Annotated in this window: 11 protein-coding genes; 1 reads left to right on the forward strand and 10 read right to left on the reverse strand. The window is 62.3% G+C overall.

The features are described 5' to 3' along the window. Nucleotides 1-57: 57 nt before the first annotated feature. Nucleotides 58-1,536, reverse strand: a complete 1,479-nt coding sequence (gene nhaD / locus BQ9846_RS08275; protein ID WP_075880545.1) for a sodium:proton antiporter NhaD — start codon at nucleotides 1,534-1,536, stop codon at nucleotides 58-60. Between the two features lie 427 nt (nucleotides 1,537-1,963). Here nhaD and BQ9846_RS08280 point away from each other — a divergent pair, with 427 nt between their 5' ends. Beyond that, entirely contained in the window at nucleotides 1,964-3,826 is a 1,863-nt protein-coding gene (locus tag BQ9846_RS08280) for a putative bifunctional diguanylate cyclase/phosphodiesterase (protein WP_075880546.1), read from the forward strand. 3 nt (nucleotides 3,827-3,829) lie between these two features. Here the strand turns inward: BQ9846_RS08280 and BQ9846_RS08285 are convergent, their stop codons facing one another. From BQ9846_RS08285 to BQ9846_RS08325, 9 genes are all read right to left on the reverse strand, one after another. After that, the gene (locus tag BQ9846_RS08285; RefSeq protein ID WP_075880547.1) at nucleotides 3,830-4,345 is read right to left on the reverse strand and encodes a DUF2878 domain-containing protein; all 516 of its coding nucleotides are present in this window, start codon (nucleotides 4,343-4,345) and stop codon (nucleotides 3,830-3,832) included. Continuing rightward, the gene (locus BQ9846_RS08290) at nucleotides 4,345-5,667 is read right to left on the reverse strand and encodes an SAM-dependent methyltransferase (RefSeq protein WP_075880548.1); all 1,323 of its coding nucleotides are present in this window, start codon (nucleotides 5,665-5,667) and stop codon (nucleotides 4,345-4,347) included. Before BQ9846_RS08290 ends, BQ9846_RS08285 begins: the two co-directional genes overlap by 1 nt. Before the next feature lie 2 nt (nucleotides 5,668-5,669). After that, nucleotides 5,670-6,455 (reverse strand): DUF1365 domain-containing protein, encoded by a 786-nt coding sequence (locus BQ9846_RS08295; RefSeq protein WP_075880549.1) that lies wholly within the window; start codon nucleotides 6,453-6,455, stop codon nucleotides 5,670-5,672. After that, nucleotides 6,452-7,825 (reverse strand): NAD(P)/FAD-dependent oxidoreductase, encoded by a 1,374-nt coding sequence (locus BQ9846_RS08300; RefSeq protein WP_075880550.1) that lies wholly within the window; start codon nucleotides 7,823-7,825, stop codon nucleotides 6,452-6,454. The genes BQ9846_RS08295 and BQ9846_RS08300 overlap by 4 nt, the downstream gene beginning before the upstream one ends. Before the next feature lie 11 nt (nucleotides 7,826-7,836). Continuing rightward, nucleotides 7,837-8,607, reverse strand: a complete 771-nt coding sequence (locus BQ9846_RS08305; protein WP_075880551.1) for an SDR family NAD(P)-dependent oxidoreductase — start codon at nucleotides 8,605-8,607, stop codon at nucleotides 7,837-7,839. Between the two features lie 42 nt (nucleotides 8,608-8,649). Then, entirely contained in the window at nucleotides 8,650-9,081 is a 432-nt protein-coding gene (locus BQ9846_RS08310; protein WP_075880552.1) for a nuclear transport factor 2 family protein, read from the reverse strand. A 55-nt stretch (nucleotides 9,082-9,136) separates the two neighbouring features. Next, nucleotides 9,137-10,546 (reverse strand): deoxyribodipyrimidine photo-lyase, encoded by a 1,410-nt coding sequence (gene phrB, locus BQ9846_RS08315; RefSeq protein WP_075880553.1) that lies wholly within the window; start codon nucleotides 10,544-10,546, stop codon nucleotides 9,137-9,139. Nucleotides 10,547-10,572: 26 nt separating this feature from the next. After that, nucleotides 10,573-11,493: a MerR family transcriptional regulator gene (locus BQ9846_RS08320; protein WP_075880554.1), complete on the reverse strand. Its 921-nt coding sequence runs from the start codon at nucleotides 11,491-11,493 to the stop codon at nucleotides 10,573-10,575. A 166-nt stretch (nucleotides 11,494-11,659) separates the two neighbouring features. Beyond that, nucleotides 11,660-12,703 (reverse strand): NAD(P)/FAD-dependent oxidoreductase, encoded by a 1,044-nt coding sequence (locus tag BQ9846_RS08325; protein ID WP_075880555.1) that lies wholly within the window; start codon nucleotides 12,701-12,703, stop codon nucleotides 11,660-11,662. Nucleotides 12,704-12,754: the final 51 nt, after the last annotated feature.

Raw genomic sequence — 12,754 nt, forward strand, 5'->3', positions numbered from 1 at the left:
GCCCCGCCGGTTTCCCGACGGGGCGTGCAGTTTTAACGAACCAAAGCGGTTAAGCGTTTAGCCAAATAGCGCGAAGCTCTCCGCGTTCAGCCACATGTGGACGACGATGCTGGCCACGTAACCCACGAAAATGACCGGCGTCCAGCGCAGGTGGCCCATGAAGGTGTAGGCGCCGCGTGCTTGACCCATCACGGCCACGCCGGCGGCGGAGCCGATGGAGAGGAGGCTGCCGCCCACGCCCGCGGTGAGAGTGATCAACAACCACTGGCCGTGGGACATATCCGGCTCCATGGTGAGTACCGCGAACATCACGGGGATGTTATCTATCAGCGCGGAAACAACGCCCAGGGTAATATTCGCCGCGGTAGCGTTCCAGCCGATATAGAGTGCTTCGGAGAGCATGGCGAGGTAGCCCATAAAGCCTAGGCCGCCGACGCACATCACCACCCCGTAGAAGAACAGCAGCGTGTCCCACTCGGCGCGCGCGACGCGGTTGAAGACGTCAAACGGCACCACGCTACCCAGCTGGGCCAGCTTCTTGTTGTCGCCACGGCGGCTGTAGCGCTCGCGCTTGCGCTCCAGCGAGCGTGGCAGGCTGCGGCGCAGGTAGTAGCCGAAGAATTGCAGGTAGCCAAGGCCGGTCATCATGCCCAGCACTGGTGGCAGGTGCAGCAGCGTATGGCAGGCAACAGCGGTGGCGATCGTGAGCAAGAACAGGGCGATAATGCGCCGCGCGCCGCGTTTGAGCCACACGTCTTCGTAAACGCTTTCGGGCTTGGCGTCCTTGATGAAGAAGTTCATGATCACAGCCGGGATCAGGAAGTTGACCAGCGAGGGCAAAAACAGGATGAAGAACTCCTGGAACTCGACCAGGCCCGCCTGCCAGACCATCAGCGTGGTGATATCGCCGAAGGGGCTAAAGGCGCCGCCGGCGTTGGCGGCCACGACGATATTGATACACGCCATGTTGATAAAGCGCTTATCGCCCTCGGCCACTTTGGTCACCACGGCACACATCAAAAGCGCCGTGGTCAGGTTATCGGCGATCGGCGAGAGCACAAACGCCAAGCCGCCGGTGAGCCAAAACAGCTTGCGGTAGTTGAAACCTTTACGCAGCATCCACGAGCGCAGCGCGTCGAACACCTTGCGCTCGTCCATGGCGTTGATGTAGGTCATCGCCACCAGCAGGAACAGCATCAGCTCGGTGAACTCCAGAAGCGTCATGCGGAAGGCGTGTTCTGAGTCCGCCGACATGCCGTTTTGGACATACACCCAGCCGATGAGGCTCCAGATAATACCGGCGGCCACCAGGACCGGCTTCGATTTGCGCATGTGTATCTTCTCTTCGGCCATGACCAGCAGGTAGGCCAAAACGAAGATCGCGACGGCGAAAAAGCCCACGCCGGTACTGGTGAGATCCAACTCACCGGTGACGGCGAAAGCGCCAGGGCTAAAAAAGAGCAGCAGAGTTGCCAACAAAAAAAGCCAGCGGCGATGGGATCGCGGCTGGCTTGAAGGCATGTACAACTTATTCATGGCGACGTTTTTCCTTTCAGTCAAGCGTCAAAGGGAGGGTGAAAAAACGGCGTTAGTTTAGCAGTTCATACTGCAGCGCAATACGGAATAAAAACGAATGAAACCAGGTAATGTCCGCATAATCGTGTCTTTTTTTAGGAAATTAGTCGTTTGTGCAATGGTATCTCAGCGGATATTGCGTTCCTTATTGGTGACAATTTGCCGCGCTTCAGTTTTACGCCTATCCGCCGATAGTATGTTGTAGGTCATGCATTCGTATTCAGCCATTGCCCCAGGTCTCTGCGCTGGTTTGACTGCTAGCGTACATTCGCAGCACTATTAAAGCGTTTTAGTCTCATCGTTTACCCTTCGACAAGCTCAGGGCGAACGGCAGTTAACAATACATTGCGTCTTTTACGCCCTTTATTTTGGGAGTCACCTATTTTTCATGTGGCCAACTGTTTCGCTTAATCGCCCGCTGGTGTGGGTCGCACTCGTGGCCCTGCCCGCTTGTGTCTGGATTCCCGATGCGCTGCTGCGTTTGGTGGCCGCGCTCTTTGTCGTGCTGGGGATATGGGATGCCTGGCGCATGGTGCGCCAGCAGCGGCTGGCCATGCAGCTCTCGCAGGATGCGCTGAGCTTAACCGGCGATGCCGTGGTGGTGAGCGATGCGGAGAACCGCGTGATCGCGGTAAACCCGGCCTTTACCGAAATCACCGGCTACGAGAGCCATGAAATGGTCGGGTTTAAGCTCGAAACCCTGGCCGCGCCGCGCCACGATAAAGCCTTTTACCAATCCTTTTGGAATACCTTGAAAAGCACCGGGCGCTGGGAAGGTGAGATGTGGAACCGGCGCAAGCACGGCGATGAGTACCCCGAGTGGTTGAAAGTGCGCGCGGTCACCAATAAGCGCGGCGAGATTACCCATTTCATCAGCCTGTTTACCGATATCTCCGCGCAAAAGGCCCGCGAGCAGGATTTACGCCGCATCGGCTATGAAGATCCTCTAACCGGCCTGCCCAACCGCCGGCGGCTGCACGATTTGATGGCTTCGCGCGTGCGCCACCTGCGCGCGGGTGAGAGCCTCGATCTGGCCCTGGTGGATATCGACGGCCTGAAAACCATCAACGACGGCTTGGGCGTCGAGCAGGGCGACCGTTTGCTGGCGCGCTTTGCGCAGCGTCTGGCGAGTTACGCCGCCGGCGGCGTCGTGGGGCGGCTAGGGGGCGATGAGTTCTTGGTCATTCGCACCACCACCTTTGATGATCATGACAAGTGGATAGAGGGCCTGCGTGATCACATGAGTAGCCCGTTTGAAATTGGCGAGCAGTCGCTGCGCCTGGGGCTCACCGTGGGCAGCTGCCGTGCGCCCGAAGATGGCAGCGACTCCGGCGTGCTGTTCCAGCGTTTGGAGTCGGCGCTGTATAGCGCCAAGCGCCTCGGGCGTAACCACAGCCTGCGCTTTCGTCCGGCGCTGGATAAGCAGGATAACCCGCAGCTCGCGCTGGTCAGCGACCTGCGCGCGGCGCTGGTCTCCGGGGATCAACTGGAGCTGCACTATCAGACCCAGCACCACCCAGGCTCGGGGGAGCTCACCGGGATGGAGGCGCTGCTGCGTTGGCGCCACCCCCGCGATGGCATGATCTCGCCCGGCGAGTTTATTCCCCTGGCGGAGCGCCACGGCCTGATGGCGGAGCTGGGCACCTGGGTGATCGAGAAAGCCTGCGCTCAGCAAGCGCACTGGCAAAATAGCGCCATGCCCAAGGTCACGATCTGGATCAATATCTCCGCGCTGCAGCTCTTTCAGGGGGATCTGGAGAGCCAGCTGTCGGGCTGTTTGAAGCGCTACCGCTTGCGCCCGTCGCAAATCGGCCTGGAGCTTACCGAGTCGGTGCTGTTGGATGAGCGCGCCGGCGATATGGGCCCGAGGCTGAAAGCGCTGCGCGATCAAGGCTTCCCGATTGCGATCGACGATTTTGGCACCGGCTACTCGTCGCTCGGTTATCTCAAGCGTCTGCCGGTGGATAAGGTCAAGCTGGATCGCGCCTTTATCCGCGAGCTGCCCGAAAGCCAAGCCGACTCGGCGATTGTGAAAGCCGTGCTCGCCATGGCCGAAGGGATGGGCCTGGACGTGGTCGCCGAGGGGGTCGAGACCAAGGCGCAGTGTCAGTTTCTGGTCGAGGCGGGCTGCGGTATCGTGCAGGGGTTCTACTTTGCCCGCCCGCTGCCGGTGCCGGAGCTGGAGTCGCAATGGCTGCGTGACGCCTCAGGGCGCGCCGAGGCGTCAATGGCGCAGCCTGCGTCTTCGTAGTCTTTACAGCTTCTCCACCCAGCGCGGATAGTAGCGCGCCATCAGTACGCAGAGGGCGCCCCAGAAGACGGCCTGCGCGGGCAGCAGCCAGGGCGCCAGCTCAACCCCGGCGAGCGTCGCGCCGCCGTAATAGGAGAGCGGGGCGCTGGTGGCACCGCCCAATAGCGCAAGCCACGGGTAGCGCCACAGCCAGCGCAGCGAGTGCAGAATCAAGGTGGCGAAAAGCGGCCACAGCATCCACAGCCATAGCGGCATCACCCCGAAAACCCGCGTATGGCCGCTGAAATCAAACCCGCCGAGCAGGCTTAAGCCACCGTCTACAAGAAACCCCAGTAGCGCAAAGCCCAACAGCAAACGCCACTCCCCCGGCACCGCCATCGCGCGTAAGTGCCAGGCAATCAGGGCGCTGCCACCGGCCAGCGCCAGCCAAGAGCCGCCCAGTACACACAGAAACCAGCCCGCTTGAAAGCGCAGGACGTTGGCGAGCAACGCCTGCCAGGAAGGAAGGGCTGCCGCCATCACAGCGCTCCCGTGAGCGGCACCGGTTTGGCCTGGGGCTTGGCCAGCAGTAAATGGCAGGTACCGATGGAGCGCTCCAAAAAACCGCCTTCGCAGTAGCACAGGTAGTAGCGCCACATGCGAATGAAACGCTCGTCGTAGCCCAGGTTGTGCACCGCCTCCAGGCTGGCTTCAAAGCGGTGGCGCCACTCACGCAGGGTACGCGCGTAGTGCTGGCCGATTTCGTCGAGCGCGACCATGTTGAGCGACGTTTTACGCGTCAGGCTTGAGAGAATGGCGTGGTGGGAAGGCAGAAAGCCGCCGGGAAAAATATAGCGCTTGATGAAGTCCATCTCGCGCTTGGCCGTTTCAAAGCGCTGGTCGCGGATAGTGATGGCCTGCAGCATGGCTTGGCCATCCTCGGCAAGCAGGCTGTCGATTTTGGCCAGATACGTATCCAGGTACTGATGGCCCACGGCTTCGATCATCTCCACCGAGATCACCCGGTCGTAGGTGCCGGCGAGGTCGCGGTAATCCTGTTTGAGCAGGGTGATCTGCTGCTCCAACCCCTCCTCTTTGATACGCGCGGCGGTGTGGGCGTGCTGCTCCTCCGAGATGGTGGTGGTGGTGACGCGGCAGCCGCGGGTCTTGGCGGCGTGAATGGCAAGCCCGCCCCAGCCGGTGCCGATCTCCAGCAAGTGATGCTCGGGGCGAACGTCGAGTTTCTCCAGCATCAGGTCGAGCTTGTAGGTGGAGGCCTCTTCCAGGCTCGCGTCCGGGTAAGGGAACACGGCGCTGGAGTACATCCAGTGCTCGCGATCGAGAAAGGTCGAGAACAGCTCGTTGCCGATGTCGTAGTGCGCGGAGATATTGCGCTTGGCGCCTTCGACGCTATTGCGCTGGAAGCGGTAGGCGGTGTTGAGCAGCCAGCGAGTAAAGCGCGCGCTGCCGGTTTCCAGTTTGCCGTTGACCTGCTCCAGATTGGCGGCGAACAGGCGCACCAGGGCGACCAGATCGTCGGCGTCCCAGTCGTGATCCATGTACGACTCCGCCGCGCCCACGGTGCCGCCGAAGGCGAGGCGCTTCCAGGCACGCGGATGACGGATCACCACCGTGACTTGCAGCGGCCCGCCTTGCCCCAGGTGGTGGCTGTGGGTGCCTTCGATCAGGGTGATGCGGCCGCCCTTAAAGGCGTCGAGTTGCTTGAGCAGGCGCGGCTTTAGCCAGCGCGTTAGCCTGTCGTGGGAGGTGCAGGATACGCTCCCGGGCGTGACCTTGCTCCCCGGCGACAGCGTCGAGGTGGAGGGCGTCGTTGACGAGCGGGTGGTACGCAGGGTGGTCATGATCATGTCTCCTTGCGTGAAGGATGGTCATAAAGGGGAGCGCGCTTGAGCCACAGCTTGAGCGCTTCAAAATGAATGCCCGCCACGGTTTTGAGGCTTAGCCACGGTTGGCGCGCCAACGTGCGCAGTAGCACGCCGCGCGTGGCGGGGGTGGCGTCGAGTGTCAGCGTGGCGTCGAACTGGCACTTGGGGGCATTGGGTGCGGGGTCGTTGTGCCAGTTCTCCATGTGCATCAGTAGCGTCTCGCCCGGCGTGTTGAAGCGCCACCGGTAGGTCATGTCCATGGGATTGAACGGCGAGACATGCATCGCTTTGGCAAAGGTCGCCGCGTGGCTGTGGCGCGCAGGGTCAACCGCGCAGGCGTAAGCGGTGCGCTCGCGCCAGGGCATATTGGTGACATCGCCGAGGACCGCCGCGAGCCTGTCATCGCGGTCGTAAACGTAGTAGAGCGAAATTGGGTTGAAGATCACGCCGAAGGTGCGCAGCTGCGTCAGCAGGCAGATCCGCCCTTCGGGAGCGCTGCCGAGCTGGCGTGTTAGCTCGGCGCGCACGGCCTCTTTCAAGGGCATATCGGTGGGGGCGAGGTAGTCTTCGCGGCGAAAGCGCGCCAACGCCGGGCGCCGGGCACTGAATCCCGGCACGCCGTCGAACAGCTCGGGTAATTCATCGAGATCCAGCCACGCCATCCAGATCTGATAGCGAAAGGCGTGGTGGCGCGGCGTGAAGCGCCGGTGACGCAGCGTGCCGCGATAAATACGCGAGTTAACCTGCTCGGCCGTTGCGCTCATCCGAGGCCGTCTCCCACGCCTGTTTCAGGCATCAGCTCATGCGCCGGCAGCGCGGGTGACATCTCGGGCGGTGTCGCGGCTTCGTCGCACCCCAGGGCGCGGGCGACGCGCAGCGCGCTCCATACCCCGTCTTCGTGAAAGCCGTTGCGCCAGTAAGCGCCGCAGAAGTGGGTGCGCCCAAAAGTGGCGGGCGCGGCGGAAATTTCGCTGTGGCGCTTTTGCGCGGCGTAGCCGTCAAGGGTGAACTGCGGATGAGCGTAGACAAAACGGCCGAGCACCTTGTCGGGGTCGATGCTCTCGCTGTCGTTGAGCGTCACGCAGAAGGTGGTATTGGCCTCCAGGCGCTGCAGGATGTTCATGTCGTAGGTAACCGAGACGCGCTCGCCGGCGTCGCGCTGATCCAGCCGGTAGTTCCAGCTCGCCCAAGCGCGCTTGCGCCGTGGCAGCAGGCGGGTGTCGGTGTGCAGCACCACCTCGTTATCTTGATACGGCATCGCGCCGAGAATCTCGCGCTCGGCGGCCGAGGCGTCTTTGAGCATCGCCAGCGCCTGATCGCTATGGCACGCCAGCACCACTTGGTCAAAGCGCTCCTCGCCCGCTGGCGATGTCACCGTTACGCCGGTGCTGTCGCGGTGCACGGCGCTGACCGGCGCATTGAGGCGAATGCGCGAGGCGTAAGGTGCGGTCAGCGCGGGAATGTACGCCTTTGATCCGCCCACCAGCGTGTACCACTGCGGACGGTTGCTGATACTTAAAAGCCCATGGTTGCGAAAAAAGCGCACGAAAAATGTCAGCGGAAAGGCGCGCAAATCGTCAATGCTCGCCGACCAGATCGCCGCGCCCATGGGCAGCAGATAGCGGCGCTGAAACGCCTCGCCGTAGCGATTGCGGTCAAGGTACTCGCCGAGCGTCGTGCCGGCGGGCAGCCGCTCGTTGTCCAAATCCTGGGTTGCCTCGCGGTTAAAGCGCACGATGTCGCCTAGCAGGCGGTAAAAGGCCGGGTTGAGCAGGTTACGCCGCTGGGCGAACAGCGAGGTAAGGGTGTGGCCGTTGTACTCGAAATCGACCTCGGTTTCATGCACCGAAAAGCTCATCTCGGTAGGTTGTGTGGCCACCCCGAGGGTTTCCAGCAAGCGCTGAAAGTGCGGGTAGGTCCAGTCGTTAAAGACGATAAAACCGGTATCGATGGCATACGCCTTGCCGTCCGCTTCCACGTCGATGGTTGCGGTATGGCCGCCCAAACGCTCGGCGGACTCAAACAGCGTCACCTCGTGCTGCGCCGACAGGTACCACGCGGCGGCCATGCCACTGATGCCGCTGCCGATCACGGCGATGCGCTGCGAGGCGTGAAGTGGAGCGGGTTGCGTCATGCGTGCTCTCCTTACGAGCGGACCATGCGCAGGCCGATGGCGCGGCGCAGCCGGGGGGGCAAAATACCCATGAATTTGACCAGGTAGGTAAAGCGGCGCGGAAAGTGAATATCCAGCCGGCCTTTGGCCAAGCCGTTGAGGATAGCGTTGGCGGCGTGCTCGACGCTGACACGCATGGGCATGGGGAAATCGTTGCGCTCGGTGAGCGGCGTTTTCACAAACCCAGGATGAATCAGGCTAACGTCGATGCCTTCCGGGTGCAGGTCAAGGCGCAGCGATTCCAGAAAGTAGCTCACCGCCGCCTTGGAGGCGCCGTACGCTTCGGCGCGGGGCAGCGGCAGGTACGCCGAGGCGCTGGAAGTGGCGGCAAGCCGCGCGGGGCGCCCTTCCTTACGTGCGGCGCGCAGCAGCGGCAAGGCGGCCTCCACGCCGTAGAGCGTGCCGTAAAGGTTGGGAGTGAGCACCCGCTCGATCAACGCCATGTCGAAATCGGGCATGTCCACGTACTCGCAGGTGCCGGCGTTGAGCAGCACCAAATCCAGCGCGCCGAGGCGCTCGCGAATCGTCTCGCCGGCGGCGAGCACGGCGTCGCGATCGGTAATGTCCACGGGAAGCGCAATGGCGTTGTCGCGCTTGGCGCACAGGGCGTCGAGTTTGTCTTCGCTGCGCGCGCTGAGCACGACCTGGTGACCCTCGGCGAGAAGCTGTTGCGCCACTGCTTCGCCGATGCCGGAGGTGGCCCCGGTCAACCAAATGCGCTGCGGCGTTTGCCATCGACTCATGTGACTCTCCTGTAATTGACCTGCCCTGTGATTTACCTGCCGTTAATGGATGCGCCGTTTTAACAGGCGAATCACGCGGCCCAGCAGTGGGACGTGCTCGTAGAGCATGGCGCCGGCGTCGAAGTAGTCGCGGTGGTGCGCGACGCGGCCATCGTCGGCGAAGGTGAGGTGCGTGCATCCCTCGACGTCGATTACCCTGCCGCGCTTTAGTGACGGATGCGCGAAGTGCATGGTCCAAGTCACGAACGCCTTGTCATCCTGGCGCAGTGTCTGATGATAGCGAAAGCGGCACTCGGTCACGTTTTCATACATGGCGGCAAAGTAGCGCTCCAGCGCGTCTCGCCCTTCAATGCGGTGCAGCGGGTCGCAAAAAACGATGTCTTCAGTATATACCTCGTATAGCTTTTTTGTACAGGTACTGTCTAGTTTGTTAAAAAAAGCGCAGAAGTCGTCGAGCGCCGTGTCGTAAGACATACCGGTCTCCTTGAGGCTGACCCGTTCACCCCGAGCCTGTCGAAGGACAAAACACCTACTTCAGCGCTTTAAATGCCTCTAACGCACGCTGGCGGGCCGCTTTATGCTCGACAATCGGGGCCGGGTAGTCGAGCCGCGTGAGCAAGTCGCGCGGTGGCGCATGGCGCGCTTTTGCCGGCAGCTCGGCAAGCTCGGGCAGCCAGCGGGCGATAAAGTCACCGTCCGGGTCGAAGCGGGTGGATTGGGTGGTCGGATTGAAGATGCGAAAGTAGGGCGCGGCGTCGGTGCCGGTGGAGGCTGCCCACTGCCAGCCGCCGTTGTTGGCGCAGAATTCGCCGTCGATCAGATGGCGCAGAAAGAAGGCCTCGCCTCGGCGCCAATCGATGAGTAAGTGCTTGCTCAAGAACATCGCCGTGACCATGCGCAAGCGGTTGTGCATCCACCCGGTGGCGACGAGCTGGCGCATGGCGGCATCAACAATCGGGTAGCCGGTACGCCCGTCGCACCAGGCGTGAAAGCTGGTGTCGTCATCGCGCCATTCAAGCGCGCGGGTATGGTCCTGAAACGGCTGATGCCGGCACACCTTGGGAAAGCCCACGGCCACATGCTGGTAGAACTCGCGCCAGATAAGCTCGTTGACCCAGGCGGTTAGCCCGGCGTCGCCGTCCGCTAGGTGGCCGCCGTTTTCGCTCATCACCGCCTGCAGGCACTGGCGGTGCGAGATCATCCCTAGCGCTAGGTAGGGCGAAAGCTCACTCGTGCCGCGCACGGCAGGGAAGTCGCGCTGCGCCTGATAATGGCGCGCTCGAAAGCGGAGAAATCGCGCCAAATGATCCGCGGCGGCATGTTCACCCGCCGGCCACTGGCGGCCATCCACGGCGGTGTCATCAAGCCCCGGGAGCGTCGGGAGCGCGTCGCTTTGGATATCGAGCGGGGTTTGCGGCGTGGGCGTGTCGCGCAGCGCAAGCTGCTCGGGCGCAACGTTTTTATGCCACGCCTTGGCGAAGGGGGTAAAGACCCCGTAGTAGTCGCCTTTGCCAGTGAGAAGCGTGCCCGGGGCAAACGCCACGGCGTCGTGGTAGCCGTGGGCGGCGATACTGGCGTGATGAAAGGCGTCAAACACCGCCCGGTCGCGGCGCTGCTCGTTAAGCGGGTACTCGTAGTTAAGGTGAAGCGCTGAGATATCGTGCTCGCGAGCAATGTCCAAAAGCGCCTGCGGGGCGTTGTCGAAGGTATCGACGTCGCGGTGGAGCAGCGGGATATTGAGCCCGGCCAGCGCCTCTTTTAGCGCGGCGACCCCACGGGCGTAGAAATCGAGCTTGTTGGCGCCGTGGCCGTGGGCTTGCCACTGTTCGAGGCTGCGCAAAAACACCGCAACCACCGGCCCTTTCGCTGCCGCCGCTGCGAGGGCGCTGTTATCGTCGATGCGTAAGTCGCTACGAAACCAGACCAGCTGCCTTGCCATGCTGCCTCCATTGACGAAGGTGAGAACTACAGCACGCCCGACTCGCGCAACAGCGGCCGTAGGCGCGAGATCGCTTGAGGTAAGTCGGCGCCGAGTAGGTGCACCTCGTCATCGCTGAAATCCTGCTCGCGCAGGCGGGCCACTTCCCCGCATACGCCAAGCGGTACGTTGAGGTTTTTCGCCGCCTCGGGCAGAGCGTCGCGAATGTAGCTATCGCTCTCCTTTTGGCCGCTGGCCAGCAGCACCATCGAGGAGTGCAGGCGCGCCACGGCTTGGGGAAGGTCTTCAAGCGGAAGATTTTGATCCAAAAGCTGCACGCGGTAGCCCTGCTCGCTTGCCATCAGCGCCGCCATTAAAATCCACAGCGGGCCAGGGTCGTCGGGCATCACGTTGAGCAGAATCAGCGGCCCGCGTGTGGCTTGGTTGGCGTAGTGCAGGCGGATGCCGATCTGACTGCGCAAGAACGCTTCCAAGGTACGCCGCACCAAGGCATCGGGTTCGCGCTCCCACTGCGCTTCCAGACTGAGGATCACCGGCTGCCACAGCTCGTTAATCGCCACGCTCATGGGGTAGAGCGAAAGGCTTTGGTAATACAGCGACTCAAGCTTGGCTAGGTTCAGCGCTTCGATGGTGGTCTGCAGCTGCTGGCGCTGGCTCTCCCAGTCGCCGCTGACAGGCGCCGGCGCTTCCACCTTCTCCGGCTGGTCGAGCAGATCCCCCACCTGGCTGACCGGCACGCCGCGATTAAGCCACTGCAGGATACGCTCCACCCGGGTGATGTCGTCTTGCGCGTAGAGGCGATGCCCTTTCGGCGTGCGCTGGGGTCGAATGAGGCCGTAGCGTCGCTCCCAGGCGCGCAGGGTGACCGAGTTCACACCCGTTAAGCGGGAAACCTCCCGGATGGGATAAAGCGGAGTATCGGGTGGGTGGGTCGCCTTGTTGCTCATGGGCGCGAATGCCTCTTGATTGTCGTAACCGCGAATAAATAGTTGTCGTAACGCTACCCGCGCCAGGGGGAATTTCAACGCGTATTATACACGTCCTCTTTGTACAACTTGTAGCCGCTGGGTACAACCACTCAGCGCGGTTAAGCCGCTGCGGCCCTGTTCTCGATCAATTTTGCCCGCTAAGCGCTTGGGCAAGCTGGTGCCCCGAAAGCCAGGCGTCTTCAACGCGGCCACCGCGTAGGCTATCGCCGCAAAGCGAAAGTCCGTCGTGGCCAATCGCAAACCCCTCTTCTGGCATGTCGGCGTTTTCAGCGGGTTGCGAGTAGCGCCAGCGGTGGGCGCCCATGTCGACAATCTTGGGCCATCTCAGCGGCGCGGGGTAGAGGCTTCTCAGGGCGTCAAAGAGCTTCTGCGCGACGGCATCGCTCTCCTCTTCCAGATGTTCCTCGCTCCAGTCGAGTTGCGCGATGAGGCTGACGCTTTCGGGCGCGTCCTCGCGCCCGGGCTTGGTATGGTTGCGCGAGATAAGCCGCAGGGCTGGGTGCTGGGCGCGCGCCATCTGCCACTCGCTGGCCTCGCCGGGAAGCGCCGGAAGGGGGGCGTCAAACACCACCCAGCCGGCCCAGCAGCTGCGCTGGGGCAGGCGCTGGCAGAGCGAAAACAGGCGGTTATCCCACTCTTGTACCAGCTTGGCGGCTTGTGGCGGCGGCGCGCTGATGACGACGTGTGTATAAGGGCCAAATACCTCGTCGGTGGCGCTTTTAAGCTGCCAGCCGTCTGTCGTTGGGTTAAGCGTGGTAATCCGAGTTTGGGTATGCAGGGCGGCACCTTGGCTTTCGAGCGACTCGGCCAAGTGGCGGGTGATCGCGCTCATGCGCGGCGCGCCGACAAAGCGGTTTTGCCCATCGTGATGCACCTGCCAGCCACTTGGGCTAGCCTGATAAAGGCAGTTTGGCCACTTTGCGACGCAGCCGGCATCGCGCCAGCGCTCGACCTCAGCGGCGAAATCGGCGTGGCGCACGGTGAATGCCTGAGCGCCGAGATCCAAGGTCGCCTTAGGCCGACGCTTGCTGGACATGCGCCCGCCCGGGCCGCGCGCTTTATCAAATAGCGTAACGCTTTGGCCTGCGTTGCTAAGCCGCTTGGCACAGGCGAGCCCGGCGATACCGGCGCCAATCACGGCGATGCGAGAAGAGGGGTGAGCTGCCATCACGAGCATCCTCTGAAAAAGCAAAACGTTTTTTCATCGTACCAGATAGGT

Source organism: Vreelandella massiliensis, from assembly GCF_900155385.1.
Taxonomy (GTDB): domain Bacteria; phylum Pseudomonadota; class Gammaproteobacteria; order Pseudomonadales; family Halomonadaceae; genus Vreelandella; species Vreelandella massiliensis.

What these genes read in the sequence shown, in the direction of transcription:
- nhaD (WP_075880545.1), bottom strand. Translation starts at nt 1,536, where the DNA reads ATGAATAAGTTGTACATGCCTTCAAGCCAGCCGCGATCCCATCGCCGC.
- BQ9846_RS08280 (WP_075880546.1), top strand. Translation starts at nt 1,964, where the DNA reads ATGTGGCCAACTGTTTCGCTTAATCGCCCGCTGGTGTGGGTCGCACTC.
- BQ9846_RS08285 (WP_075880547.1), bottom strand. Translation starts at nt 4,345, where the DNA reads ATGGCGGCAGCCCTTCCTTCCTGGCAGGCGTTGCTCGCCAACGTCCTG.
- BQ9846_RS08290 (WP_075880548.1), bottom strand. Translation starts at nt 5,667, where the DNA reads ATGACCACCCTGCGTACCACCCGCTCGTCAACGACGCCCTCCACCTCG.
- BQ9846_RS08295 (WP_075880549.1), bottom strand. Translation starts at nt 6,455, where the DNA reads ATGAGCGCAACGGCCGAGCAGGTTAACTCGCGTATTTATCGCGGCACG.
- BQ9846_RS08300 (WP_075880550.1), bottom strand. Translation starts at nt 7,825, where the DNA reads ATGACGCAACCCGCTCCACTTCACGCCTCGCAGCGCATCGCCGTGATC.
- BQ9846_RS08305 (WP_075880551.1), bottom strand. Translation starts at nt 8,607, where the DNA reads ATGAGTCGATGGCAAACGCCGCAGCGCATTTGGTTGACCGGGGCCACC.
- BQ9846_RS08310 (WP_075880552.1), bottom strand. Translation starts at nt 9,081, where the DNA reads ATGTCTTACGACACGGCGCTCGACGACTTCTGCGCTTTTTTTAACAAA.
- phrB (WP_075880553.1), bottom strand. Translation starts at nt 10,546, where the DNA reads ATGGCAAGGCAGCTGGTCTGGTTTCGTAGCGACTTACGCATCGACGAT.
- BQ9846_RS08320 (WP_075880554.1), bottom strand. Translation starts at nt 11,493, where the DNA reads ATGAGCAACAAGGCGACCCACCCACCCGATACTCCGCTTTATCCCATC.
- BQ9846_RS08325 (WP_075880555.1), bottom strand. Translation starts at nt 12,703, where the DNA reads ATGGCAGCTCACCCCTCTTCTCGCATCGCCGTGATTGGCGCCGGTATC.